This window comes from Burkholderia crassaminum (genome assembly GCF_964265005.1).
Classification (GTDB): domain Bacteria; phylum Pseudomonadota; class Gammaproteobacteria; order Burkholderiales; family Burkholderiaceae; genus Burkholderia.
This window is the reverse complement of sequence record NZ_OZ183800.1, coordinates 1,865,578-1,891,733: the sequence shown is the minus strand read 5'-3', so window position 1 is coordinate 1,891,733 and position 26,156 is coordinate 1,865,578. Positions and strand designations below refer to the sequence as shown.

The window sequence follows — 26,156 nt, the reverse complement described above, 5'->3', positions numbered from 1 at the left end:
AAGGTCTAGTAGCATGAGGCTTTCGATCGCGCCGGCACGGCGCAGCAGATTTCCTCAAGCATGCGATTGATTCCGATGGCCCGTCCCGCAGCGACGCTGTCCCTGGCCGCCAGCTGCCTGATGTTGCACGGCTGCGCGTGGTTCGACGCGTGGCTGCCATTCTCGTATTCGCGCACGCCGCTCGCGAGGGCCGCGTCGCGGCACGGCGCGACGCGCGCCGACGTCGTCCGTGCCGGCGGCAATCCGCGCAGCGTGTGGATGGTCCGCAACGGCAGCGGCGTCTGCTACAACTACTTCATCGAGCACGGCAACGACCACCGCGAGTATTTCGTCGTGTTCGACAGGGCCGGCGTCGTCACGCAATACGGCTTCGATTCCTGCATGAACGCTGACCGCAAGGGCACGCTGCAGCAGGGCAAGGCCGCGTCGCGCTAGCGCGGCGGCCGTGCCCGCCCGCCGTCACGCGATCGTGTCGACCACGCCGCCGTCCACCCGCAACGCGGCACCCGTCGTCGCCGAAGCGAGCGGCGAGCACACGTAGACGACCAGGTTCGCGACTTCCTCCGGCGTCGCGGGCCGCTGGATGATCGAGCTCGAGCGATGGTTGCGCACGAAATCCACGGCCACGTCTTCGACGCTGCGGCCGGTTTCGTCGGCCGTTTCCTTCAGCAGCGCCCGCACGCCGTCCGACATCGTCGGCCCCGGCAGCACCGAGTTGACGGTCACGTTGGTGCCGGCCGCGAGCTTCGCGAGCCCGCGTGCGATCGACAGCTGCGCGGTTTTCGTGAATCCGTAATGAATCATGTCGACCGGGATATTCAGGCCGGATTCCGACGAAATGAACACGATGCGACCGGCGTTGCGTTCGATCATCCCCTTCAGGTAATGCCGTGCGAGGCGCACGCCGGACATCACGTTGGTCTGGAAATAATGGTCCCACTCGGCGTCGTCGATGTCGAAGAACGCCTTCAGGCCGTAGATGCCCGCGTTGTTGACGAGGATGTCGGCCGCGGGCGTGTGCTGCGTGATGCGCGCGACACCGGCGGCATCGGAGAGATCGGCCGCGATGCCGTCGAAGCCCGCACCGGGGACGGCCGCGCGCAAGTGTGCGAGCGCGGACTGCACCGACGCGTCGCTGCGGCCGTTGACGACGACGCGCGCACCGGCGCGCGCCAGCCCTTCGGCAATCGCGAGCCCGATGCCGGCGGTGGAGGCGGTGACGACCGCGGTCTTGCCTTTCAGATCGATATGCATGAGCGTGACGGGAGAAGAGTGAACGGGATCCGGCGCGGGTGTCGCGGCGGACGGAATTCAAAGCTTAGGCGAAACGGCGCAATCCGGTATCGAAGCCAGTGGTTCGGTGAGTGATCCGGCGATTCGGCGATCCGGCGATCCGGCGATCCAGCGATCCAGCGATCCAGCGATCCAGCGATCCAGCGATCCAGCGATCCGGTTGCGCGGCGCCGCACAGTCTTGTACGGTGAGCGTTCGCCGTCCGAACCGGGAGCCCGCCGCGTGAGCCGTACCGCCAACCGATCCGTCGTACCGTCGCCGTTCTGGCGCGACGCCGCGCTGCCGTTCATCGAGGCGCGTACCGTCGACGACGGTCGCGCGATCTGCTACGCGAAGCACACGCACGACACGTTTTCGGTGGGCGCGATCGTCGGCGGCACGAGCACCTACGTGAACGGCGCGACGAACGAGCACGTCGGGCGCGGCGTGCTCGTGATCATCGATCCGGAACAGGTGCATGCGTGCAATCCATACGGCCCCGACGCATGGGCATACCGGATGGTCTATGTCGACGTGCCATGGCTCGCGCGGCTGCAGCATTCGCTGGGCCGCGATCCGAACCGCGATTTTCACGGCTTTTCATCGAAGTTGACCGAGCGGCACGACCTGTTCGCGCAATTTGGCGGGTTCTATCGCACGCTCGTCGCACCCGGCATCGATTCGCTCGGCAAGGAGAGCGCGGCGGTCGAGTTCTTCACGGCGCTGCACGGCGCGCTCGATCGCGAGCTGCCCGGCCCGCGCGCCGGGGACGACAACGCCAAACTCGCGCGCGCGGCCGACTACATCGCCGCGCATTGCCGTGAGGGCGTCACGCTCGATGCGATCTGCGCGGCGGCCGATTTGTCGCCGTCCTACCTGATCCGCGCATTCAACGCGCGCTACGGCATGACACCGCATGCGTTCCTGATCGATCGCCGCGTGCAGTACGGCCGCACGGAGCTGCGCCGCGGCCGGCCGATCGCCGATGTCGCGCTCGACGCGGGCTTTGCCGACCAGGCGCATTTCCAGCGCGCGTTCCGGCGGATCGCGGCTGCAACCCCCGGCCAGTACCGCAGCGCGACGAGCTGAAAGACGAGCTGAGCGGCGAGCCTTAGACGTCGAGCAGGAAGAGTGCGCTGCCCGCGAGCAGCAGCGCCATCAGCCGGTTGAACACGCGCATGCGCCGCGCGTTCGCGAGGCGGTGCCGCAGCGACGCGCCCGCATACGCCCAGCACGCGATCGACGCGAAACAGATCACGAGATACAGCGCGGCGAACTGCCAGACCTGCGCGCGGTCGCCGTCGGCCGCATATGCGCCCATCGCGGCCACGCATGCGAGCCACGCCTTCGGATTCAGCCACTGCATCGCCGCGCCGGCCGCCGCCGACGGGCCGGCCACGTCCGGGTCGGCCGACAGCCGGCCGTCATCGAGCGCGAGCCGCAGCGCCATGTACAGCAGGAATGCGATCCCCGACCACTGCGTGGCGGTCGTCAGCACGGGCCAGCGCGCGAGCGCCGCGTGCAGCCCGAGGCCGATCAGCAGGAACAGCGCGACGAAGCCGAGCGTCGCGCCGGCCGCATAGCGCAGGCTCGCGCCGAGGCCGTGGCGGGCGCCCGCGCTGAGCGCGACGATGTTGACGGGGCCGGGGGTGATCGACGAGGCGAGCGCGAACGCCGCCATTGAAACCAGCATGCTCATTGGATGTCTCCATGCGAAATGTCGAAAGTCGCATCGAGACTACGGGAGCCGCATCGGCCCGTATTGAAGAAAACTGCCCTCGGCCGCGCGCGGCGGCCGTCAGTGCAATGCGCGCGGCGTGTGCGCCGGTTGCGCGTCGTGCGTACCGACGGGGCCGTTTGCATCGGCCGGGCGCAGCGGGCCGCCCGCGCAAGGTTGCGTCGATACCGAGAAGCCGAACGTATTGACGCCGCCCGCGCATGCGACGAACACGCCGCCACCGTGCATCTCGGCCACGGCCTTGACGATCGACAGCCCGAGCCCGTGGTTCTCCTTGCTGTTCGCGCGGGCTTCCTCGAGCCGGTAGAAGCGCTCGAACACGTGCGAGCGTTGGGCGGGGTCGATTGGTTCGCCGGGGTTCGCGACGGCCATTTCGACGAGCGCGTCGCGGCGCGTGATCGTCACGTTCAGTGTCGCGCCGGGCACCGAATGCTGGATCGCGTTGATCAGCAGGTTCGTCATCGCGCGGCGGAACAGCGACGGGTCGACGGCCGCGCGCGCATCGCCGTGCAGTTCGGCGTGCAGTTGCGCCTCGTCAAGCGGGATTTCGAGGAAGTCGAGCATGCGCCGCACCTCGTCGGCGAGCGACACGTCTTTCAGGTCGGTCGCGCGTTCGCCGCGGTCGCTGCGCGACAGGAACAGCATGTCGTTGATGATCACGCGCAGCCGCTCGAATTCCTCGAGGTTCGACTGCAGCGTCTGCTGCATCCGCTCGACCGTGCGGTCGCGGCTGGTCAGCGCGACCTGGGTCTGGCCGATCAGGATGCTGACCGGCGTGCGCAGCTCGTGCGCGACGTCCGCGTTGAATGCCTCGAGCCGCGCGTAGGTTTGCTGGATGCGGTCGAGCGCGCCGTTGAACGACGCGGCGAGGTCGCGCAGCTCGGCCGGCAGCGCGTCGGTCTGCAAGCGCTGGCGTCGGTTCGTGGCGCTCACGGTTGCCGCATCCTGCGACAGCCGGTCGAGCGGGGCGAGCCCGAAGCGCGCGACGGCGCGGCTCAGCAGCAGCGTGATGACGGTGGCTGTCGCGATCAGCGCGGCGAGGGTCCAGCCGAAACGGCGCAGCATCCGCTGCGTGCGCTCGCACGAACTGGCGACGATCAGCTGGAGTGTCGGCCGCTCGCCGCTGCCGGCTACGGTGACGGTTTTCGTCATCACGTCGTAGCTGCTGTCGTTCAGCGCGTAGCGCTGGAATGCGCCGTTCGGCGGCTCGATGGGCACGCCGTTCACCGGGCTACCGAAGCGGAAGGCGGGATCCGGGCTGACGATCTGGTAGTGCGTCGAGCCGTCGGGCGGTTCGAAATCGCTGAGCTTCTCCTGCAGCAGGCGCCCGCGCGCAGCGGTGGTGGCATGCGACACGATCAGTTCGGCGACCTTGGAACGCGTGTCGAGCGTCGCGCGCAGCTCGGCGAACAGCTGGCGCTCCATCATCACGAACAGCCCGCAGCCCACCAGCGTGAACACGAGCAGCGACACGATGCCGAACATCGCCGACAGCCGCAGGACGATCGAGCGTTTCATGCCGGCCTCTCGGTATCGCCGTCCTCGCGGGCTTCGAGCACGTAGCCCATGCCGCGGATCGTGTGCAGCAGCTTGTCCGTGAACGGGCCGTCGAGTTTCGCCCGCAGGCGCTTGATCGCCGTTTCGACGACGTTCGCGTTGCTGTCGAAGTTCACGTCCCACACGAGTTCGGCGATGGTCGTCTTCGACAGCACCTCGCCGCTGCGCCGCGCGAGCACGCCGAGCAGCTGGAATTCCTGCGCGGTCAGGTCGAGCCGCGTGCCGTCGCGGGTCGCGCGGCGGCCGATCAGGTCGACGCGCAGGTCGCCGATCGAGATCAGCGTCGATTCCTGCACGCGCGCGCGGCGCGTCAGCGCACGCAGCCGCTCGATCAGTTCGAGGAACGAGAACGGCTTGGTCAGGTAGTCGTCGGCGCCGCCGCGCAGCCCGCGCACGCGGTCGTCGACGCGGTCGCGCGCGGTCAGCATGATGACGGGCGTCTGTTTCTGCGCGCGCAACGCGCGCAGCACGCCGAAGCCGTCCAGCTTCGGCAGCATCACGTCGAGCACGACGACGTCGTAGTCGAATTCGACGGCTTTCCACGCGCCGTCCTCGCCGTCGAGCGCGGTGTCGACGACCCAGCCTTCCTCGGTCAGGCCGCTCTTCAGGTATTCGACGACTTTCGGTTCGTCTTCGACGATCAGGACTTTCATGTTCGAATCCGTTGTCCGCGTGATCCGGTTAAGGGCCCGGTTGCGCCGGTGCCGGCGCCGGGGCTGCAGTGGCGACCTCGGCCGGCGCCGGGTCGCCCGTGGCATGGCCGTCCCAGCCGCCGCCCAGCGCCTTCGCAAGAAACACGACGAGCGCCGCGCGCTGGCCCTGGATCTGCACGGCCTGCCGCTCGCTCGTCAGCAACTGCTGCTCGGCCGTCAGCACGTCGATGAACGGCGTCAGGCCGCCCGCGTAGCGATCCTGCGCGAGAGACACGAGCTTGCGTGCGTCGTCGACGGCTGCGGCGGCCTGCTGCGCGGCCTCGGCGAGCACCGACAATCCCGTGACCGCATTCTGCACCTCCTGGAACGCGGTGAGCACGGTCTGCCGGTAGCCGGCCTGCGCGGCGACATAGCCGGCCTGTGCGAAATCGACGCCGGCCTTCAGCTTGCCGCCTTCGAACAGCGGCTGGCTGAGCGACCCGCCGACCGACCACAGCAACGCCGGCACGGTGAACAGGCCGGCGAAGCGCGTCGCGTCCCAGCCGATATCGGGCGACAGCATGATGCGCGGGAAATACGCGGCCCGCGCGACGCCGATCTGCGCATTCGCGGCGGCCATCGCGCGCTCGGCCGACGCGACGTCGGGGCGCCGCTGCAGCACGTCGCTCGGCAGGCCGGTCGGCAGCGCCGGCGCGTTGATCGGCACGACGCGCGGCGCGATCGAGAAGGCGGGGGCCGGCGTGCCGACCAGCGTCGCGATCGCGGTTTCGACCTGCACGCGCTGCTGGAGCAGCAACTGCGCCTGGGTGCGCGTCGCGTCGAGCTGCGCGCGCTGCTGCAGCAGGTCGAGTCCCGACACCGCGCCGAGGTCGTGGCGCGCGCTCACGTAGTCGAGCGCTTTCTGCTGCAGGTCGATCGAGCGCCTGACGACGTCGATCTCGGTATCGAATTCGCGCAACGCGAAATAGCTCGACGCGAGATCGGCGGTCAGCACCAGGCGCGCGTTCGCGAAATCGTCGCGGGCCTGTTCGGTCGTGGCCTGCGCGGATTCGACGCTGCGCCGCACGCGGCCGAACAGGTCGAGCTCGTAGCTGACGCTCGCGCCGACCTGGATGTCGTTCTGCACGGTCGACGTGTTCAGCGTCGCGTAATTGGTCTGCGGCCGGTCGGCCGAGATCTTGAAGCGCTGGCCGCTCGCGTTCAGGCCGACGGCCGGATACTGCGCCGAGGCCACCGACGCGAGCGTCGCCTTCGCCTGGTCGTAGCGCGCGGCGACGGCCTTCAGGTTCTGGTTGTTGCGCAACGCTTCGGCTTCCAGCGCATCGAGCTGCGGATCGCCGAACGCGATCCACCATGCCGGGTCGAGCGGCGCGCGGGCCGGCGCGGCCGGATGCCAGTACGCATCGGCCGGATCGAGCCGCCACGCGGCCGGCGTGGCGACGTCGGGCCGCTGGTAATCGGGGCCGACCGTGCAGCCGGCGAGGGCGGCGGCGAGCGCAACGGCAGTGGCGGAGACGGCGGCGGGCCGCCGGCGGATGCGCATCGCGATCACGACTTCGCCTCCGCGGCGCCGGATGCCGGCTTCGCGGCCGGCGCCGAGACGATCACCTGATCGCCGTTGGCGAGCGCGTCGCTCGGGTTCGTGACGAGGCGGTCGTTCGGCGTGAGCGGGCCGTCGACTTCGAGCGTCTGCCCGATCGTGCGCACGACCGTCACCTGTTTCAGGCGCACCTGGCCGTTCGCGTCGACCGTCGCGACCGTCGGGCCTTCGGCGCGGAACAGCAACGTATTGGCCGGCACCTGCAGCCGGCCGACCGGCGTCATCGGCAGCGTCGCCTGCACGTAGGCGCCGGGCAGCAGCCGCCCGTCCGGGTTCGGCAGCGTGATCTCGATCTGCAGCGAACGCGTCGCGACGTCGATCGCCTCGGACGTGCGCGTGATCGTGCCGTCGAAGGTCGTGCCCGGCAGCTCGGCCTGCGCGACGCTCACGTGCTGGCCGACCTTCACCTGCTGCGCGTACGCCTGCGGCACCTGCACGTAGAGGCGCAGCCGGTCGGCCTGCACGACCGTGAACAGCGAACGGCCCGCGTTGCCGGAACTGACGAGATCGCCGACGTCGACGTTGCGCTGCGTGACGATCCCGTCGATCGGGGCGACGATCCGCTGGAAGCCTTTCAGCTCGGTGAGGCGGCGCATGTTCGCATCGGCCGCGGCGAGGTTCGCGGTGCCCTGGTTGAACGCGCCTTGCCGGTCGTCGAGTTCCTGCTGCGAGACGGCATCGCGCTGGCGCAGCTGCTGCGCGCGGTCGAACGACGTCTTCGCGAGCGCGAGCGCGGCTTGCGCCTGCTGGCGCTGCGCGGTGGCCTGTGCGAGTTCCTGGTTCAGCTCGGGCGTGTCGAGTTCGGCGAGCACCTGGCCCTGCTTCACGTGCGCGCCGATGTCGGCTTGCCAGCGCAGCACGTAGCCGCTCGCGCGCGCGTAGATCGGCGCCTCGACGAAGCCGCGCAGCGTGCCGGGCAGCGACAGCTTGCCGCCGGTGGCCGCATCGACCGGATGCGCGACGCTCACGTATTGGCGCGTGTTCTGCTCGGCGACCGCGTCGAGCCGGTTGCGGTTCAGCACGTTGACGAAGACCGTGCGCGCGGCGCCCGCAGCCAGCAGCACGCCGATCACGATCAGGACGATTCGACCGCGCCGCGACACCGATGTGCGCGTCGGCAGGTGCATGCCGTGTTCGTCCACCTGGATGCCGACGGCGCTGTGATGTTTCTCTTCCATGAATTCAACCAAATCAACCGGGTAGTGGGACGAAAGTCAGTGTCCGGCGTGGCGCGCGCGCCGGCGGGCCAGCCGCGCATGCACGCCGCCGAACACGAGCGGCACGAACAGCAACGTCGAAACGGTCGCGAACAGCAGCCCGCCGATCACCGCGCGGCCGAGCGGCGCGTTCTGCTCGGCGCCTTCGCCGAGACCGAGCGCCATCGGCACCATCCCGATGATCATCGCGAGCGCCGTCATCAGCACCGGCCGGATCCGCGTCGCGCCGGCCTCCAGCGCGGCCGTGAGCGGCGGCGCGCCGGCCGCGAGACGCTGGCGCGCGAACGACACGACCAGGATGCTGTTCGCGGTCGCGACGCCCACCGTCATGATCGCGCCCGTCAGCGCGGGCACGCTCAGGTGCGTGCCGGTGATGAACAGCATCCAGACGATGCCCGCGAGCGCGGCCGGCATCGCGCTGATGATGATCAGCGGGTCGAGCCACGACTGGAAATTGACGACGATCAGCAGGTAGACGAGCACGATCGCCATCGCGACGCCCGCGCCGAGGCCGATATACGACGTGCGCATCGTCTCGACCTGGCCGCGCATCGTCAGCTCGGTGCCGCGCGGCAGCGTCGCGCGCGCATCGGACACGATGCGGTCGATCTCGCCCGCGACCGCGCCGAGGTCGCGGCCTTCGACGCTCACGTATACGTCGATCGCCGGGCGGATGTTGTAGTGCGTGATCACGGCCGGGTTCGCGGTGCTGCGCACCTGCACGAGGTTGCCGAGCAGTTGCAGCGGCATGCCGGTGCGGCCGCTCGCCGAGATCGGCGTGCCGAGCAGGTCGTCGACCGACGCGATGTTGTATTGCGGGGTCTGGATCTGCAGCGGGTACTGGACGCCGGTGCGCGGGTTGATCCAGAACGATGGGGTCGTCTGCGAACTGCCGGATAGCGAGATCAGCATGTTCTGCGCGACGTTCTGCGCGGAGAGATTGAGCTGCTGCATGCGCGTACGGTCCATGTCGGCCAGCAGGGTCGGCTCGTCGTTGCGTTGCAGCACGTGCACGTCGACGGCACCGGGGATTTGCCTGAACTTTTTCATCAGGCTGCTCGCGATAGTCATGTTACTCGCGAGATCGTTGCCGAGCACCTGCAGGTCGATTGCGGCCGGTTGGCCGAAGTTGAGGATCTGCGTGATGATGTCCGACGGCTGGAAGAAGAACTCGACACCCGGGAAGCGCTCCGGCAGCACCGTGCGCAGTGCCTGCACGTAGTGCTGGGTCGCGCGGTGGCCGGGCTTCAGCGCGATCAGCAGCTCGCCGTCGAGCGTGCCGATCGTGCCCGCGTTGCTGTACGACAGGTTGATGCCGCTCACCGGCAGGCCGAGGTTGTCGACGATCGCACCGAGCTCGTCGGGCGGCACGGTTTCGCGGATCACGCGCTCGACCTGATCGGCGAGGCGCGCGGTTTCCTCGATCCGGTAGCCGGTCGGCGCACGCATGTGCAGCCGGATGTTGCCCGAATCGGCATTCGGGAAGAAGTCGCGGCCGAGCACGAACACGAGGCCCGTCGACAGCACGCAGAAGCCGAGGAAGCACATCGCGTAGAAGCGGCGGCGTACCAGCAGGATGCTGAGCAGCACGATGTACCACGCGCGCAGCCGCTCGAACGCTTCGTTGAACGCGTGATGGATGCGCGCGAAGCGCGACGTCGAATGGTCCGGGCCGGTGCTCGCCTGCTGAGGGCGGAACAGCAGCATCGCGAGCGTCGGCACCAGCGTGCGCGACAGCACGTACGACGCGAGCATCGCGAACACGACGGCTTCCGCGAGCGGCACGAACAGGAAGCGCGCGACGCCCGTGAGGAAGAACATCGGCACGAACACGATGCAGATGCACAGCGTCGACACGAACGCGGGCACCGCGATCTCGCCCGCGCCTTCGAGGATTGCTTCGTGCAGGTTCGTGCCGAGATGCAGGTGCCGCTCGATGTTCTCGATCGTCACCGTCGCATCGTCCACCAGGATCCCGACCGCGAGCGCGAGCCCGCCGAGCGTCATGATGTTGATGGTTTCGCCGAGCGCGGCGAGCGCGATCAGCGACGTGAAGATCGACAGCGGGATCGAGATCGCGATGATCAGCGTGCTGCGCCAGTTGCCGAGGAACAGCAGGATCATCATCGCGGTCAGCACGGCGGCGATCAGCGCTTCGTGAATCACGCCCTGGACGGCCGCGTCGACGAACACCGACTGGTCGAACAGCGGCGTAATCGTGAGCCCTTCGGGCAGTGTCGGGATCACTTTCGGCAGCAGCGCCTTCAGGTCGGACACGACCTTGAGCGTCGACGCGTCGCCGCTTTTCAGGATCGAGATGAGCACGCCGCGCTGGCCGTTCTGGCGCACGACGTTGGTCTGTGGCGCGAAGCCGTCGCGTACCGATGCCACCTCGCGCAGGTAGGTCGTCGCGCCGTTGACCGTCTGGATCGGCAGGTTGTTGATGTCGGCGACGGTATCGGCCGACGCGTTGGTGTCGATCCGGTATTCGGTCTGGCCCATCTTCGCGGTGCCGGTCGGCAGCACGAGGTTCTGCGCGTTGACCGCGTTGACGATGTCGGCGGGTGTGAGGCCCTTCGCTAGCAGCGCCTGCGGATCGAGGTCGATCGCGACCACCCGCGTGCGGCCGCCGTACGGGAACGGGATCTGCACGCCCGGCACCGTGATCAGCTGCGGGCGCAGGAAGTTGAGCGCGATGTCGGCGAGCGACTGTTCGCTGAGCGTCTTGCTCGACAGCCCGAGCTGGATCACCGGAATGCTCGAGGCCGAATAGGTGATCACGAGCGGCGGCGTCGCGCCCTGCGGCATCTGCCGCACGATCGCCTGTGCGGACGAGACCGTCTGCGCGATCGCCGTCTGCACGTTCGCGCCCGGTTGCAGGAACACCTTCACGACCGCGATGCCGGGCAGCGACGTCGATTCGACGTGCTGGATGTTGTTGACGGTCGTCGTCAGGATCCGCTCATGCACGGACGTGATGCGGTTCGTCATCTCCGTCGCGGAGAAGCCGCTGTAATTCCAGATGACGCTGATCACGGGGATGTTGATCGCGGGCAGCACGTCGACCGGCGTGCGCATCAGCGCAAGCGGGGTGGCCAGCACGATCATGATGGCCATGACGATGAACGTGTAGGGGCGCCTGAGCGCGAGATTGACAATCCACATGGAGGCAGCGGGACAGGCGGTGATCAGGCGTGGGTAAAGGGAACCCGAATGATAGGCGTCGGCATGGAACGGGTTACTGTCGCGAAACTGGCGGAATTGTCAGGTTGGGGCGGGGTGGCCCGGTGCCGATTCAGCAGAGGAAACGCGGCGGGGTGCTGCGGCCGGAAAACGGCCGTGATACCGGACGGGCCGGCCGCGTTTGCAGCGCTTCCGTTCATGGGCCCGCGCTCAGATCTGCTCCATCCCGACGCGCGCGAGCGCCCCCAGGTCGACGACGTCGATCTGGTTGTACGCGAGCCGCAGCGCGCCGAGCTTCTCGAGTTGCTGCAGCGCCTGGTTGATGCGCTGCCGGGATACGCCGACGAGCATTCCCAGTTCCTCCTGCGAGATCGACAGCGACGGGCCGGTGTCCGGGTACAGGTCGGGATTGAAAAGCTGCGCGAGCGCCTGCGCGACGCGTGCGTCGACGTCCAGCAGCCGGCTGTTCTGGATCGATGCGATGAACTCGCCCATCCGGTTGTTCAACTGGTGGATCACGAAGCGCGTGAACGGCAGGCTCGTGTCGAGCAGCGCGTGGAACGTGTCGACCGGCACGAACAGCACGGTCGAGCGCTGGATCGCGACGACCTCGTACTTGCGCAGTTCGCGCTTGATCACGCTGCCTTCGCCGAACCAGCCGCCCGACGGTACGCCCGAGAACGTGCAGCCGCGCCCCGATGCATTGAAGATCGCGAGCTTAAGCAACCCGCGGTGCACGCCGATCCAGTATTCGGACGGCGCGAGCCGATGGGCGATCACATCGCCGGCCTCGCACTGCTCGACGCGCGACTGCGCGAGCACGAGCGCCTGGTGCTCGGGCGCGAGCGTGCGGAACCAGGCGCACTGGCCGAACAGCGTGGCCAGCGCCGGCGGCGGGCCCGGTTCGGAAGGGGCGTCGGCCGGGTGGGCGGGCGCGTCGGACAGTGCGGCGAGCGGGTCGTGCATGGGTGCGGGTTTGCGAGGATAGGGATAACGCGCAGCGCGTGAAAGGCACTCTGTCGTTTCGATGACAGACGGCTCACAATAGCGCCCGTTAGGCTGTCGGCAATTGAACCACATCAAAACGATCCGGGGTGGATGCGCCCCGGTCGACAGGACACGGGAGACAGGATCATGACGCAGATGTTCGAGGCCGGACTCGGCCGCCGCGACGCCAATTTCGTGCCGCTCACCCCGATCGACTTCCTGGTCAGGACGGCCGAAGTCTACGGCGAGCGCCTCGCGATCGTGCACGGCGACGTGCGGCGCACCTGGGGCGAAACCTACACGCGTGCGAAGCAGCTGGCGAGCGCGCTCGCGCGGCTCGGCGTCGAGCGTGGCGACACGGTCGCGGCGATGCTGCCGAACATCCCGGCGATGGTCGAGGCGCACTTCGGCGTGCCGATGGCCGGCGCCGTGCTGAACACGATCAACACGCGGTTGGACGTGTCGTCGGTGCTGTTCATGCTGCGTCATGGCGAGGCGAAGGTACTGATCGTCGACACCGAGTATGCGGAATTCGCGCATCGCGCGGCGCTCGAGGTGCCGGGCCTGAAGATCGTCAGCGTGGCCGATGCGATGCCGGCAGACCCCGCGCGCTTCGCGGGCGCGACCGATTACGAGGCGCTCGTGGCAAGCGGCGACGCCGACTACGCGTGGACGCCGCCCGCCGACGAATGGGACGCGATTGCGCTGAACTACACGTCCGGCACGACCGGCGATCCGAAGGGCGTCGTCTATCACCATCGCGGCGCGTATCTCGCGGCGATCAGCAATATCCTCGAATGGGACATGCCGAAGCATGCCGTCTACCTGTGGACGCTGCCGCTGTTCCACTGCAACGGCTGGTGCTTCCCGTGGGCGCTCGCGGCACGGGCGGGCGTGAACGTCTGCCTGCGCAAGTTCGATGCGAAGACGGTGTTCGACCTGATCCGCCGCGAACGCATCACGCACTACTGCGGTGCGCCGATTGTGCAGAGCGCGATCGCGAACGCGCCGGCCGAATTCCGCGCCGGCATCGACCACACGGTGCATGCGATGGTGGCGGGCGCGGCGCCCGCGCCGGCCGTGATCGCGAAGATGAAGGAGATCGGCTTCGACCTGCTGCACGTGTACGGGCTGACCGAGGTTTACGGCCCGGCGACCGTGTGCGCGAAGCAGGCGCACTGGGAGGCACTGCCCGATGAAGAGCGTGCGCGGCTCAATGCGCGGCAGGGCGTGCGCTACCACCTCGAAGCGGGCGCGACGGTGCTCGATCCCGACACGATGGCGCCGGTGCCGGCCGACGGCGAGACGCTCGGCGAGATCATGTTCCGCGGCAACATCTGCATGAAGGGCTACCTGAAGAACCCGAAAGCGACCGACGACGCGTTCCACGGCGGCTGGTTCCATACCGGCGATCTTGCGGTGCTGACGCCGGACGGCTATATCCGGATCAAGGATCGCAAGAAGGACATCATCATCTCGGGCGGCGAGAACATCTCGAGCATCGAGGTCGAGGATGCGCTGTACCGGCATCCGGCCGTGGCGGTCGCCGCCGTCGTCGCGATGCCCGATCCGAAATGGGGCGAAGTGCCGTGCGCGTTCGTCGAACTGCGCGAAGGCGCGAGCGCGACCGAAGAGGAGATCGTCGCGCATTGCAGGCAGTTGCTCGCGGGCTTCAAGGTGCCGAAGGCCGTGCGGTTCGGCGAGCTGCCGAAAACGTCGACCGGCAAGATCCAGAAATTCCAGCTGCGCAACGCGGTCGGCTCGGACAAGGCGATCGACCTGGCGGGCAGCGACGCGCCGGGCCCGAAGACGCGGTAAACCGCCCGCGCGCGCCGCACGCGCGCTGGCGGGCAGGCATGGGTCAGGCGCGGATCGTCATCAGCGCGGGCAGCGTCGAGACGTCAGGCTGAGCGTCGAGGTGCCACAGCCAGTCGAGCGTGCGGCGGGTTTGCGCCGCTTTCCAGTGGGGCCGGACGCACCGCGTGAACTTGGTTTCGAAATCGGCGCGCGTCATCGGATGGTGCGGAAAACCCGGCAGGTCGTCGACTTCGCGGGTGAACTTGCGCCCGTCGTCGGTCACGGCGGTCACGCGGTTCGGCGCGTACTGCGGATAGCGCGCCGTCAACGCCGGGTCTTCCACGACCGTGATCCGTTCGATCAGCGCATGCAGCTTCGGGTCGCGCAGCGCTGCCGGCGTGTAGCTCGCGGTCGTGATGTCGCCGTCGAGCATCGCGCGCGCGACGATGTACGGCAGGCTGTGATCGGCGGTCTCGCTGGTCTCGGGCGCCCATTTCTGCCGATCCTTGCCCGCGGTGACGTAGCCGACCTGCGTCGTCGCGATCTCGATGCTGCGAATGCGGCCGAGGTCGCCGACTTGCGCGGCGACTTCGATCGCCGCCGGAATCGACGTCTGCGTGAGCCCCTGGGCCGGGTAGTACTTCACGATGCAGTCGTTGATGCGGAATCGCCCGCCGCGTCCGCCGAACTGCGCCAGATCGACGTCGAATGCCCCCGAGATCTGCTTGAAGAAACCGGCTCTGCCCTCGAAGATCGGCGACGGGCCGGTCAATCCCTCGCGCGCCAGGCGTGTTGCGAAGATCGCGTTGCGCGCGGCGTCCGCATCGGCCAGCGCCTTCCAGTTCGACAGTTCCTGGATGCGCGTCTGGTTGAGCGCCATGTGCCCGTTGATCGCGAGATTCACGGCCTGCACGAGCTGTGGCCTCGTCAGCCCCATCAGCCGGCCGGTCGCGAGCGCGACGGCCGGCAGGCTGTAGCAGGTGTGGTCCCAGCCGCGCGGGCTGATCGCGGCCGCGTCCATCAGGCGGCAATTGACCTCGTAGGCCAGCGCGATCGCGAGGATCAGGTCGCGGCCGCTGCTGCGCCCCGATTCCGCCACGGCCAGGCACGGCGCGACGTTATCGCTCGGGTGGCCGGTTTCCTTGCCCGCGTACGCGTCGTTCAGGTCGAAATAGCGCAGCGCGGCGCCGTTGGCGAACGCCGCGAGATCGGGCGTCGTGCGTTGTGTGGTGCCGAGCAGGGTCGCCGTGCCGCCGCCTGTTGCAAGCGCAACCTGCCGGGCGATGCGCACCGGCCCTTCGTCGTGGGCGGCGATTGCACAGCCGAGCGCGTCGATGAAGTGCGATTTGACGGTCTCGACGGTGGTCGCGTCGAGATCCTCGTAACGCAGCGATGCGGCGTAGTCGGCCAGCCGATGGGCGAGGGTGTCGGGCGACGCGGGCGTCTGCGCGCGGGCGTGCAAGGGCACGGCGGCCGCGACGGCGGCGCTCGTCAGGGTGGACAGGAAGTGGCGTCGATTCATGGTGTGGATCATCGGGAAGAAAAGTCGTAGAACGTGCGGGCGGAAGCCGGGCGGCGCTAGAACAGCTTGCGCATGCCGACGGCGATGCCCAGCGAACTGCCGCGGTTGCTGGCGAGCGAATAGTTGAGGATGCGGTAGTTGTAGTCGTCGAAATCGAGCGCGGCGCGCCATGCGTAGCCGCCGGTGAGATAGAGCGTGGTGGCCTTCGACAGCGCGTAGTTGAATTGCACCGTGATCTGCTTCGGGTTGTCGGGATCGGGCACCGGCTGGCCGGCCGCGGGATTCTGCTTGCCGATGTCCTCGTAGTAGAACGCGCCGATCACCTGCAGCGCGGGCGTGACCATGTAACGCGTGCCGAGCCAGTAGAAATTGAAGCGCGTGACGACGCCGGGCGTGGTGACGCTGCCGTTCGCATGGGCGATGCCCGCGATCAGTTGCGCGGCGCCCACCGTGTAGATCGCGGAGGCCGCGTAGCGCCGGAAATGGGTGATGTCGGCGGGCTGCGTGCCGTTGACGTTGTCGTAGGCGGCGGCCACCGACAGCGCCGGCCCCGTGTACTCGAAGCCGATCCCCGATGCCGCGCCGCTGCGAAACGATCCCGGCGTACCGCCGAACGCGTAGTGCGCCTGGATCGCGATCGGCCCGTAGGTCACGCGATATTTCGCCATGTTGTTCTCGCGGAAGTTCAGCCCGACGATCGCGCCGGCCGGCTCGTAGATCGTCGAGTACGCGACGGTCGGCGAGTAGTGTTCCATCACGTCGAAGAGCGTCGTGTACTGGCGGCCCAGGCGCAGCGTGCCCCATGCGTCGTGCTGGAAGCCGACCCAGGCGGCGCGGTCGAAACCGCCGGAGTTGGTGCCGCTGTTGAGGTTGATCGTGCTTTCCAGCCGGAACACGGCCTGCCAGCCGCCACCGAGCGCTTCCCCGCCCTTGATGCCCCAGCGCGAGCCGCTCTTGCCGCCCGAACCCATCCGCACGAGCGAACCGGAGCCGCCCGGCGTGGCGGTGCTCTGGTGCGTGAGGTATTCCGTGTAGATATCGGCGACGCCGTACAGCGTCAGGCTGCCTTGCGCGCTGGCGGTGGCGGATGCCACGCCGAGGCCGCAGAGCGCGACCAGCTTCTTCTTCATCGTTGTCTCCTGTCTTTCGGTGTTGTTGTGTTTGTGTCGGTCATGCGAATCGATGTGACAGTCGGCGCGTGAGGGGGCGACGCGCCGAGCCGGGCCCGCGTAGCGCGGCGCCGCACGGCAGCCGGCCACGCAAGGCGGCACAGCTGCAAGCCCGTGCCGCGCGCGAACCGGCGCTAGCGCGGCACGGCCTGTGCGCGGCTCATGACCGCCTGGCGCCGCGCAAGCACGCGCCGCGCGCGCTCGACCGCCGGCGCGTCGACCATCTTTCCGTCGACGCGCAGCGCGCCGAGCCCGTCCGTACGCGCGGCTTCGTACGCGTCGACCAGCGTCTGCGCGGCCCGGGTTTCGTCGTCCGTCGGGGCGAATGCGCGGTTCAGGATCGGCACCTGCGCGGGATGGATGCAGGTGGCGCCGGCGAACCCCATCGCCTTCGAGCGTTGCGCCATGCGTGCGAACGCATCGAGATCGTCGAGCGAGTCGGGCGTGCCGGCGAGGCCCAGCGGCAGCACGCCGGCCGCGCGCGCGGCGATGACCAGCAACTGCTTGGGCACGTTCAGCACGTCCGCACTCGCGTCACTCTCGCAGTGCAGCGCGAAGTCGCCGCCGCCGAGCATCAGCGCGGCGATGCGCGGCGATGCGCGGGCGATCCGCGCTCTCGCCTCGAACGCGCCCGGGGTCTCGACCAACGCGATCACGCGGGTCACGCCGTGCGCGACGCCATGTTCGTCCTCCAGTTCGCCGAGCAGCGCGTCGATGGCCTCGAGGTGCGACGCGCCGAGGACTTTCGGGATCGCGACGCCACCGACCCCGGCGGCCACGGCGGCGCGCAGGTCGAGCGCCAGCCATTGCAGCGAGCTGTTGACCCGGACGAGCACGTCGCTGCCCGCCGCCTTCAGGCGCGGCACGGCCGCCGCCAGCGCGTCGCGCGCGAGCGCTTTCCGGTCCGCCGGCACGCTGTCTTCGAGGTCGAGCAGCAGCGCGTCCGCGCCGCACGTCGCGGCCTTGTCGACGAAGCGCGGGATGTGAGCCGGTACGTACAGCAGCGAGCGCCAGTCGGGTGCGTGGATGGCATGGGTTTTCATGTTGAATCTATAAAAATGAAAGTGACTTTCATTTTTGTGTGAATCACGAGGATTCGTCAATATCGATGTTTACCCGATAAAACAAAGGGGATTGAAGATTGTTCAGAGGGAGGTCGAATACGTTCCCTGTTGACAGGATGAGCGCCATCCATAAAAATGAAAGTCACTTTTGTTTTTGTGTGGGCGTGCCGCGGTGCGCGTCCGGCCCGGTTTTTCTTTGCGAGGTAGGTATGAATGCTCAGGCAGATGGCGGCGTCTCGGCCGTCAATCGTGCGTTGTCGGCGCTGCTGGCGTTCGGCGATGCGCCGAACGGGTTGATGCTCGCGCAGGTCAGCGACGCGACGGGGCTCAACATGAGCACGTTGCTGCGCCTGTTCGAATCGCTCGAGATGTTCCAGTTCGTCAAGCGCATGCCCGACGGCCGCTATGTGCTGGGGCCGGCCACGTTCCATCTCGGCATGATGTACCGCGAGTCGTTCCATCTGCGCGAACACGCGGTGCCGCTGCTGGCGCGGCTGTCGGAGGAAACCGCCGAGACCTCGGCGTTCTATGTGCGCGACGGCGACGAGCGCGTATGCCTGTTCCGCGCGTTTGCGCAGCGCGCCGTCCACACCAACGTGCGCGAAGGCGACCGTTTTCCGCTGGAGGCCGGGGCGGCCGGCCGGGTCCTGCTCGCGTTCTCGGGCACGCGCGGCGGCGATTACGACAAGGTTGCCGAGCAGGGCTACGCGGTGTCGATCGCCGAGCGCGACCCGGAGAGCGCGGCGATCGCCTGCCCGGTGTTCGGCGTGGGCCGTTCGCTGGCCGGCGCGATCTCGCTGGGCGTGCCGCGCTATCGCTTCAACAAGAAGGTGCTCGCCGATTACCTGCCGCGCGTGCAGGCCGCGGCGAGCGAACTGACCCATACGCTGGGCGGCGACTTGCCGGTATCGGGCAGCGTGCCCGCGGTGATCGGCCCGCAGGGCGAACTGCAGGATTAATCCACCAGGAGAATCGTAATGTCGGAACCCTTGGCGCAAGCCGGAACCGAACCAGACGGCCACGCGGGCCGGATCGGGCCGCTCCACGGCCGCCAGTTCGACGTGAACGCCGCCGGCCCGCTGGCGGGTGTGCGCGTGGTCGACCTGTCGCGGCTGATGGCCGGCAACATGCTGAGCGTGCAGCTCGCGGATTTCGGTGCGGACGTCATCAAGGTCGAGCCGGTGCAGGGCGATACGCTGCGCGCGGTCGGTGCCGGCGGCATCAGCACGAACTGGAAAGTGTACGGGCGCAACAAGCGCAGCGTGTGCGTCGATCTGCACACGCCCGAAGGCATCGACATCGTGCTCGCGCTGGTGAGCGAGGCCGACGTGTTCATCGAGAGCTTCAAGCCCGGCGTGCTCGAGCAGATGGGCCTCGGCCCCGACGTGCTGCTGGCGATCCGGCCGAAGCTCGTGATCGCGCGCATTTCCGGGTGGGGGCAGACGGGGCCGTACCGCCACAAGCCGGGTTTCGGCACGCTCGCGGAGGGTTACTCGGGTTTCGCGGCGATCAACGGCTTCGCCGATCGCGAACCGGTGCTGCCGCCGATGTTTCTCGGCGACATGACGGCCGGTTTGTCCGGCGCGATCGCCGTGATGGTCGGATTGTGGGCGCGCGAGGCGAACGACGCGCCGGGCCAGGTGATCGACGTGTCGTTGTTCGAGCCGCTGCTGTCGATCCTCGGGCCTTCCGCGGCGAACTATGCGATGACCGGCAAGGTCAAGCCGCGCACGGGCAGCCGCTCCACCAACACGGCGCCGCGCAACGCGTATCGCACGCGCGACGACCGGTGGCTGTGCCTGTCGAGCTCGACGCAGACGATGGCGGAGCGCCTGTTTCGCGCGATCGGGCGACCCGATCTCGTGGACGATCCGCGCTATCGCACCAACGTGTTGCGCGTGCAGCACGCGCAGCAGCTCGACGAGATCGTCGGCGGCTTCATTGCCGCGCGCGACCTGGCCGACAATCTCGCGTTCTTCGAGGAAGCGGGCGTGACGGCCGGACCGATCCACGATATTAGCCAGGTTGTTCAGGATCACTATGTGATCGAGCGGGAAGCGCTGGTGAACGTGCCGGACGAGGACGTCGGCACGCTGCCGATGCACAACATCGCGCCACGCTTCTCCCAGACGCCGGGCACGTTCCGGCGGCCGGCGCCGCGGCTCGGCGAGAACAACCGCGACATCCTCGAGCCGTTGCTGGGCGAGCGTGAATTCGCGCGCCTCGCCGAACGCGGGGTGATCCGTCACGGATGACGGGGGCGGGCACGCGCATCCGCGGCCCGCGACAACGACAATCAAGGAGACATCCGACATGAAACCGCGCTGGACACACCGGCCCCCCGGCTCGAACTGGGGCGATTTTGGCGACGACGACCAGAAGGGGCGCCTGAACTGGCTCACGCCGCAGAAGACGCTGGAGGGCGTGCGCGAGGTGCGCGAGGGGCGAGTGTTCTCGCTCAGCCTGCCGCTCGACGTGCCGCACGGCGGGGGGCTCAACGCGCGGCGGCTGCCGCCCGCGATCATGCCCGCGTTGCTGCACGGCAAGCCGTACTTCGGCTATCGCGCGGACGAGCAGGTCGCGCATGCGACGGACGTCGTATGCGACGATGCATTCTGCCTGCACTCGCAATTCTCGACCCAATGGGATGCGCTGTCGCACGTCGGCGGCTTGTTCGACGCGGATGGCGACGGCGATGCGGAAGCCGTGTTCTACAACGGCTACCGGATGGGCGAGCACGTGCGGGTGCCGGAGGCCGGCGCGCAGGTCGGCGGCGCCCGTGCGCTCGGCATCGAGCACATGGCGGCGACCGGCGTGCAGGGGCGCGGCGTGATGATCGACCTGCGGCATCACTTCGGCGATGCGCGCCGCAAGGTCGGCTACGCGGATCTCATGGCGGTGATGCGGGCCGATGAAGTCGTGGTCGAGCGCGGCGACATCGTCTGCCTGCATACCGGCTTCGCCGACCTGCTGCTCGAAGCCGAGGTGCCGGGGCACGCGCCGGACGTGCACGCCGCCTGCTGCGTGCTCGACGGCGACGATCCGCGGCTGCTCGAATGGATCGACGTGTCCGGACTCGCGGCGCTGGTCGCCGACAACCATGCGGTCGAAGAGCGTCCGCGGGCGCCGCTGCCGCGCGCCGAACGCGGGCCGCTGATGCCGCTGCACGCGCTGTGCCTCTTCAAGCTCGGCATCCATCTCGGCGAGCTGTGGCACCTCACGCCGCTCGCGCGCTGGCTGCGCGAGCACCGGCGCAATCGCTTCCTGTTGACGGCGCCGCCACTGCACCTGCGCGGCCTTGTCGGCTCGCCGGTCAATCCGGTCGCGACCGTCTGAGCGCGGCGCGACGCCCGAATTCCTTTCCGGAGACAGCAGCATGTCCAACTCAACCGCGCTTGCCGTGACGGCGCGCATCGACCGTCTGCCGCCGACGGCCAGCATCTGGGGCCTCGTGCTGATGCTGAGCGTCGGTGGCTTCTTCGAGGTCTACGACCTGTTCCAGATGACGTACCTGCCGGCCGGCCTCGTCAGCGACGGGATCTTTCACGTCGGCGCGAAGGGCCTGTTCGGCCTGTCCGACCAGGCGACGCTCGGCGCGGCGACGTTCATCGGCCTGTTCATCGGCGAAATCGCCGTGGCGCGGCTTGCCGACCGTTTCGGGCGGCGCGCCGTCTTCACCGGCTCGCTGCTGCTCTATACGCTCGCCAGTCTCGCGATGTGCATGCAGCAAACGGCGGCCGGCATCCACCTGTGCCGGCTGGTCGCGGGTATCGGCGTGGGTGCCGAGCTGATCACCATCGGCGCGTACCTCACCGAACTCGTGCCGAAGGGCATGCGCGGTCGCGCATTCGCCGTATGTTTCGCGATCGGCTATCTCGCGATGCCGGTGCTCGCGCTCGCGTCATGGCTGCTCATCCCGCGCGCGCCGCTCGGCCTGTCCGGCTGGCGCTGGGTGATTCTCCTGGGCGGCAGCGGCGCGGTGATCGTCTGGTGGCTGCAATCGCGGATTCCGGAATCGCCGCGCTGGCTCGCGATGCACGGCCGCGCGGACGAAGCCGAGGCGGTGCTGGGGGCGATCGAGGCACGCGTCGCGCGTGAATACGGCCGGCCGCTGCCCGATGTGCCGCCCGTGGCGGCCAGCGAAGCGGAAACCGTGCGCGCGGTGTCGATGTGGGATGCCGGCCTGCGGGGCCGGACGCTGATGCTGATCGCGTTCAACGCGTGCCTGAGCATCGGCTTCTTCGGCTTCAGCCAGTGGCTGCCGAGCCTGCTGGCCGCGCGGGGCACGCCCGTGACGCAGAGCCTGCTCTACGCGTTCCTGATCGCGTTCGCGTATCCGCTCTCGCCGCTCGCGGCAGGCCTGTTTTCCGATCGCATCGAGCGCAAGTGGCTGATCGTGGCGGCGGCGTTCGGCGTCGCGCTGTTCGGGACGGCATTCGCGATGTCGTCGTCGGTGGCCGCCGTAATCCTGTTCGGCATCCTGATCACGTTCTGCAACACGACGCTCGCGAGCAATGCGACCGCGTACCAGGCGGAAGTCTTCCCGACGGCGATCCGCAGCCGCGCGCTGGGGTTCGTCCATTCGTTCGGCCGGCTGACCGGGGTGGCGAGCAGCTATTTGATCGCGCTGATCCTCGCGCATCTCGGGGTGCCGGCGGTGTTCGCGCTGATCGGTGCGAGCATGCTGGTCGTGATGCTGTCGATCGGGATCTTCGGGCCGCGCACCAACCACCGCTCGCTCGACGAAATCGCAGCGCCGGCGGCCATACCGGCCGAGGCGTCCGGTGCGCCGGACCGGTATCGCGGCCCGGCCGTGCGCGCGCGGCAACGGTAGTCCGGCCGGGGCGGCTTGCGTGCGGGCGTCGCGGGTTCAGGGGCGGCGCGTCAACCGCGTCAACCGGGAACGAGCCACACGATCACGAGATACCGGGCGACTTTCGCGACGGTGACGATCGCGAGGAACGACGGCAGCGGCTCGCGCAGCACGCCGGCGATCATCGTCAGCGGATCGCCGATCACGGGCGCCCAGCTCAGCAGCAGCGACCAGCGGCCGTAGCGCCCATACCAACGCTCGGCGCGCGCGAGCGCCGCGGGCTTGACGGGAAACCAGCGGCGCTCGCGGAAGTGTTCGATGCCGCGCCCGAGCGCCCAGTTGATCACGGAGCCGGCGACGTTGCCGATGCTCGCGACGAGCACCAGCGCCCACGCGGGTTCGCGTCCGGCGAGCAGCAGGCCGGCGAGCACGGCTTCGGACTGGAGCGGGAACAGGGTCGCGGCAACCATCGACACGGCGAACAGGCCGCCGTAAGTGAGCAATTCGGACATCGCGCGATTGTACCGGGCGCGCCGCGCCGTTCTCACGCGGAATGAGCGCAACAACGGACCGGTTTCGGGTGAAAATCGGCGCTTTGGGGAGCGCGTGAGAGCGTCGACATATGCACGATCAGGCAAGCAACGAGGCGATGGAGCTGGATCTCGAGCGGCGGCTGCAGGCGGCTTTTGGCCGGTACGGGCACGACTGGCGGAATCCGGTGATCCTGCGCGAGATCTGCGAACTGTTGATTGCCCTCCGGCGCGAGGACGAACTCGTGCCGTGGGCGGAGCGGGCCGAGGCGCTCGATCCCGCGGCTGCCGATTTTCTGGTCATGCAGGCGCTTGCGCTGAATCTGCAGGGGCATCACGGCGAGGCGGCCGCGGTCTGGGTACGTCATGCGGCGCTGGCCGGCGACCCGTTGCTGGACCGGCTGCGGCTCGGCTACAGCCTGATGATGGCCGGCGACCTGGCGCGCGCGATCACGCTGCTGAGCGAAGCGCGGCACCTGGCGGCATCGGGCAACCCGCAGATTCGGGTCGTCGCCGAACACCTGCTCGGCGAGTCGATGCTCAAGGCCGGGGATCCGGGCGGATTCACACAATGGCAGAAGCGCAATGCGCCCGGCGGCGACTGCGGCAGCTATCAACCGGCCGGGGTTCCCGACTGGGCCGGCGAGGCCGACTTGCAGGGCCGGCGGGTGCTGGTCACGCACCAGCTGGGCTTCGGCGACAACTTCCTGCTGGCGGCGTGCGTGGCCGACTGGCAGGCGGCCGGCGCGCGCGTGATGCTCATCTGCGCCCCCCAGATTCTCGCGCTCATGCAGGCATCGCTGCCGGGTTGCGAAGTCGTGAGCGCCGCGCGCCCGCTGCACGTGCGGGAGCCGTTGCCCGATGACGTCCAGGCGCGCGTCGACGCATTCGCGCCGCACCTGCACGCCCAGCTGCTGCAACTCCCGCTGCTGAAGATGACGACGGGGCAGTCGATCGCGGCACACCGTTTTCGTCCGTACCTGAAGGCGCCCGACGACAAGCGGCGTGCGGCGCAGGCCTGGGCGCAGCAGCTGCGCGCGCAACATCCGGGGAAGCGACTGGTCGGGCTGTTCTGGGATTGCAACCAGCGCCATGAGCCTGAGCTGGGCGCCGCGATGCGTTGCTGGGCCAGACGCCGCAGCATGCCGATCGGGGAGATCGAACGAATCGTCGCGGCGCGCCCGGTCGCCGACCGGGTCCACTTCGTCACGCTTCACCATCCGATAGTCGAGGAGCGGGCCGGCGGCATGCCGGCGGTCAACGTCAGCCGGTATCTCCCCGGCATCTACCATTTCGACGATACGGCCGCCTGCATCGGTGAGCTCGATGCGGTATTCGCGGTCGATTCGGCGGTTTCCAACCTGGCCGCGATGATGGGCAAGCCGGTGTGCGTGCCGGTCAATACGTCGGGCGACTGGCGCTGGGGGCACGAGGGGCGCTCGACGCCATGGGTCGCGGAAGCGACGGTGCTCCGGCAGGCGCGCGAAGGCGACTGGGATCCGGTCGTGACGGACGCGATCGCGTGGCTGTCGTCGCATTGAACCGTGCGCGAGCCGAAGCGCCGCCACGCCCGCGGCGCGGCCGATACGTACCGAAGCGGCCGCGCCGCACGGCCAATCCAATCAGTTCCAGCCGACCATGATCGCGCCCATCCCGACGAGCAGCCCGCCCGTCACGCGGTTCATCGCGCGCATCCGCGCGGGCCGCTGCAGTGCGCGGCTCAGCCGGTGCGAGAACAGCGCCATCGACGCGACGCCGCCCGCGAACAGCACCGCGAACGTCGCGGCGAGCAGCAGGAACTGCTGGTTCAGGCTCCAGTCGGCGCTCGGGACGATGAACTGCGGGAAGAACGACGGGAAGAACAGCAGCGTCTTCGGATTCAGGCCCGAGGTCGCAAGGCCGCGCCAGAACAGCGCGCGATGCGAGTCGGTCTCCGACGTTGCTGCCATGGCGGGCCCGGTCGACACGGCGGGCGCGCCGGCCGGCGCGCGGCTGAGCCATTGTTTGCAGCCGAGCCAGACGAGGTAGGCTGCGCCGGCCCAGCGCAGCACGGTCAGCGCGCGCTCGTCGAGATGCACGAGCGAATTCAGGCACAGCGCGGTCAGCGCGAGTTGCAGCAGCACGGCGAGCGTGCCGCCCCAGACGCATGGCAGCGCGCGGCGCCAACCGGTGCGCAGCGCCTGGTTCATCGTGAGCAGGTTGACGGGGCCGGGGGCGTAGACGAGAACGGCGGAAGCAGCGAGAAACGAGAGGTAAAGCCTGAACGACATGACGGATAGGGCAGGAACAGGAACACGGGCGCCGAAGCCGCGCGGCCGGATAGGCGCGCGGGCGGCGGGGAATCGCATGCCTGCTGGCCGGCACCGCAACTCGTGATTGCGGCCGTGCGTCCCGGTGCGAAGGGGTTGTCGCGGGGAGCGTGCCGGACAACAGGCATGGGGAAAAATATATCAAGGGGCCGGATTAAAAGGCTTCCGCTTTTCCACACAAACCGACACAAATCCGGAATGTCGTTCAGATAGAATCCCGGTTTTCAGTAGAAGATTCTTCCTGCCATGGCCACACGTGAACGCTCGCCGAAAACGCTCGACAGCCAGGACCGCAAGATCCTCGGTGCACTGCAGAAAAATGCGCGTCTGTCGAATGCCGAACTGGCCGAACAGATCGGCATGTCGACCACCGCGTGCTGGAACCGCACGCGGCAACTCGAGGTGGATGGGTACATCGACGGGTATGTCGCGCTCGTCAACCAGCGGAAGCTGGGCTATGCGGACATCGTGATCCTCGAAGTCACGCTCGATCGCCATGAGGACGACGCGCTCGCCCGTTTCGGCGAGGAGCTCGCGGCGCTGCCCGAGGTGCTCGAGGCGTATCTCGTGTCGGGCGAGTACGACTACTGGATCAAGGTCGCGGTGGACGGCACGGCCGGCTACGAGCGTTTCCTGCGCGAAAAGCTGTACAAGATTTCGAGTATCCGTCACAGCCGCTCGATGTTTGCGCTGCGCTGCATGAAGGACGTGCCGTCGATTCAGGTGTGAGGAAGGCGGGATGAGA

22 protein-coding genes are annotated in these 26,156 nt (G+C 68.4%); 9 read left to right on the top strand and 13 right to left on the bottom strand.

Going from position 1 to position 26,156, the window contains the following annotated elements; translation table 11 throughout:
• The first annotated feature begins 60 nt into the window (after window positions 1-60).
• Complete coding sequence (locus ACPTTF_RS25490; RefSeq protein WP_423368714.1) at window positions 61-435, top strand: hypothetical protein; 375 nt, start codon at window positions 61-63, stop codon at window positions 433-435.
• A 24-nt stretch (window positions 436-459) separates the two neighbouring features.
• Here ACPTTF_RS25490 and ACPTTF_RS25485 read toward each other — a convergent pair whose 3' ends face one another.
• The gene (locus ACPTTF_RS25485) at window positions 460-1,254 is read right to left on the bottom strand and encodes an SDR family NAD(P)-dependent oxidoreductase (RefSeq protein ID WP_011355335.1); all 795 of its coding nucleotides are present in this window, start codon (window positions 1,252-1,254) and stop codon (window positions 460-462) included.
• Window positions 1,255-1,515: 261 nt separating this feature from the next.
• On the opposite strand from ACPTTF_RS25485, the gene ACPTTF_RS25480 reads away from it, so the two are divergent.
• Complete coding sequence (locus tag ACPTTF_RS25480) at window positions 1,516-2,361, top strand: AraC family transcriptional regulator (protein ID WP_423368713.1); 846 nt, start codon at window positions 1,516-1,518, stop codon at window positions 2,359-2,361.
• Window positions 2,362-2,383: 22 nt separating this feature from the next.
• On the opposite strand, the gene ACPTTF_RS25475 is transcribed toward ACPTTF_RS25480, so the two are convergent.
• The 7 genes from ACPTTF_RS25475 to ACPTTF_RS25445 form a co-directional block, all read right to left on the bottom strand.
• The gene (locus ACPTTF_RS25475) at window positions 2,384-2,971 is read right to left on the bottom strand and encodes a LysE family translocator (protein WP_085037708.1); all 588 of its coding nucleotides are present in this window, start codon (window positions 2,969-2,971) and stop codon (window positions 2,384-2,386) included.
• Window positions 2,972-3,070: 99 nt separating this feature from the next.
• Window positions 3,071-4,528 carry a heavy metal sensor histidine kinase gene (locus ACPTTF_RS25470; protein WP_423368712.1) on the bottom strand — a complete coding sequence of 486 codons (1,458 nt, stop codon included), beginning with the start codon at window positions 4,526-4,528 and terminating at the stop codon, window positions 3,071-3,073.
• Window positions 4,525-5,220, bottom strand: a complete 696-nt coding sequence (locus tag ACPTTF_RS25465) for a heavy metal response regulator transcription factor (RefSeq protein WP_011355331.1) — start codon at window positions 5,218-5,220, stop codon at window positions 4,525-4,527. Before ACPTTF_RS25465 ends, ACPTTF_RS25470 begins: the two co-directional genes overlap by 4 nt.
• A 28-nt stretch (window positions 5,221-5,248) precedes the next feature.
• On the bottom strand, window positions 5,249-6,763 hold the full coding sequence (locus tag ACPTTF_RS25460; protein WP_423369876.1) for an efflux transporter outer membrane subunit: 1,515 nt from the start codon (window positions 6,761-6,763) through the stop codon (window positions 5,249-5,251).
• A gap of 5 nt (window positions 6,764-6,768) precedes the next feature.
• On the bottom strand, window positions 6,769-7,998 hold the full coding sequence (locus tag ACPTTF_RS25455; protein WP_423368711.1) for an efflux RND transporter periplasmic adaptor subunit: 1,230 nt from the start codon (window positions 7,996-7,998) through the stop codon (window positions 6,769-6,771).
• Window positions 7,999-8,034: 36 nt separating this feature from the next.
• The gene (locus ACPTTF_RS25450; protein WP_423368710.1) at window positions 8,035-11,202 is read right to left on the bottom strand and encodes an efflux RND transporter permease subunit; all 3,168 of its coding nucleotides are present in this window, start codon (window positions 11,200-11,202) and stop codon (window positions 8,035-8,037) included.
• Between the two features lie 228 nt (window positions 11,203-11,430).
• Entirely contained in the window at window positions 11,431-12,186 is a 756-nt protein-coding gene (locus ACPTTF_RS25445; protein WP_423368709.1) for a Crp/Fnr family transcriptional regulator, read from the bottom strand.
• A gap of 168 nt (window positions 12,187-12,354) precedes the next feature.
• Between ACPTTF_RS25445 and ACPTTF_RS25440 the strand changes: the two genes are divergently transcribed.
• Complete coding sequence (locus ACPTTF_RS25440; RefSeq protein ID WP_423368708.1) at window positions 12,355-14,025, top strand: acyl-CoA synthetase; 1,671 nt, start codon at window positions 12,355-12,357, stop codon at window positions 14,023-14,025.
• A gap of 43 nt (window positions 14,026-14,068) precedes the next feature.
• Here ACPTTF_RS25440 and ACPTTF_RS25435 read toward each other — a convergent pair whose 3' ends face one another.
• The 3 genes from ACPTTF_RS25435 to ACPTTF_RS25425 form a co-directional block, all read right to left on the bottom strand.
• On the bottom strand, window positions 14,069-15,526 hold the full coding sequence (locus ACPTTF_RS25435) for an MmgE/PrpD family protein (RefSeq protein WP_423368707.1): 1,458 nt from the start codon (window positions 15,524-15,526) through the stop codon (window positions 14,069-14,071).
• 56 nt (window positions 15,527-15,582) lie between these two features.
• On the bottom strand, window positions 15,583-16,656 hold the full coding sequence (locus tag ACPTTF_RS25430; RefSeq protein WP_423368706.1) for a porin: 1,074 nt from the start codon (window positions 16,654-16,656) through the stop codon (window positions 15,583-15,585).
• Between the two features lie 173 nt (window positions 16,657-16,829).
• On the bottom strand, window positions 16,830-17,738 hold the full coding sequence (locus ACPTTF_RS25425) for an HpcH/HpaI aldolase/citrate lyase family protein (RefSeq protein WP_423368705.1): 909 nt from the start codon (window positions 17,736-17,738) through the stop codon (window positions 16,830-16,832).
• A gap of 230 nt (window positions 17,739-17,968) precedes the next feature.
• Between ACPTTF_RS25425 and ACPTTF_RS25420 the strand changes: the two genes are divergently transcribed.
• From ACPTTF_RS25420 to ACPTTF_RS25405, 4 genes are read left to right on the top strand one after another with little or no spacing between them, the layout of a single operon-like run.
• Window positions 17,969-18,718 (top strand): IclR family transcriptional regulator, encoded by a 750-nt coding sequence (locus tag ACPTTF_RS25420; protein WP_166952905.1) that lies wholly within the window; start codon window positions 17,969-17,971, stop codon window positions 18,716-18,718.
• Window positions 18,719-18,736: 18 nt separating this feature from the next.
• Window positions 18,737-20,014 (top strand): CaiB/BaiF CoA transferase family protein, encoded by a 1,278-nt coding sequence (locus ACPTTF_RS25415; protein ID WP_166952902.1) that lies wholly within the window; start codon window positions 18,737-18,739, stop codon window positions 20,012-20,014.
• Between the two features lie 58 nt (window positions 20,015-20,072).
• Window positions 20,073-21,095: a cyclase family protein gene (locus tag ACPTTF_RS25410; protein WP_166952899.1), complete on the top strand. Its 1,023-nt coding sequence runs from the start codon at window positions 20,073-20,075 to the stop codon at window positions 21,093-21,095.
• 40 nt (window positions 21,096-21,135) lie between these two features.
• Window positions 21,136-22,593, top strand: coding sequence for an MFS transporter (locus ACPTTF_RS25405; protein ID WP_423368704.1), 1,458 nt, complete (start codon window positions 21,136-21,138; stop codon window positions 22,591-22,593).
• Between the two features lie 59 nt (window positions 22,594-22,652).
• Here the strand turns inward: ACPTTF_RS25405 and ACPTTF_RS25400 are convergent, their stop codons facing one another.
• Window positions 22,653-23,084, bottom strand: coding sequence for a YqaA family protein (locus tag ACPTTF_RS25400; RefSeq protein ID WP_166952893.1), 432 nt, complete (start codon window positions 23,082-23,084; stop codon window positions 22,653-22,655).
• Window positions 23,085-23,194: 110 nt separating this feature from the next.
• Here ACPTTF_RS25400 and ACPTTF_RS25395 point away from each other — a divergent pair, with 110 nt between their 5' ends.
• Window positions 23,195-24,643 carry a hypothetical protein gene (locus ACPTTF_RS25395; protein WP_423368703.1) on the top strand — a complete coding sequence of 483 codons (1,449 nt, stop codon included), beginning with the start codon at window positions 23,195-23,197 and terminating at the stop codon, window positions 24,641-24,643.
• 81 nt (window positions 24,644-24,724) lie between these two features.
• On the opposite strand, the gene ACPTTF_RS25390 is transcribed toward ACPTTF_RS25395, so the two are convergent.
• Window positions 24,725-25,372 carry a LysE family translocator gene (locus ACPTTF_RS25390; protein ID WP_423368702.1) on the bottom strand — a complete coding sequence of 216 codons (648 nt, stop codon included), beginning with the start codon at window positions 25,370-25,372 and terminating at the stop codon, window positions 24,725-24,727.
• Window positions 25,373-25,657: 285 nt separating this feature from the next.
• On the opposite strand from ACPTTF_RS25390, the gene ACPTTF_RS25385 reads away from it, so the two are divergent.
• On the top strand, window positions 25,658-26,140 hold the full coding sequence (locus ACPTTF_RS25385) for an Lrp/AsnC family transcriptional regulator (RefSeq protein WP_021159229.1): 483 nt from the start codon (window positions 25,658-25,660) through the stop codon (window positions 26,138-26,140).
• Window positions 26,141-26,156 lie beyond the last annotated feature (16 nt).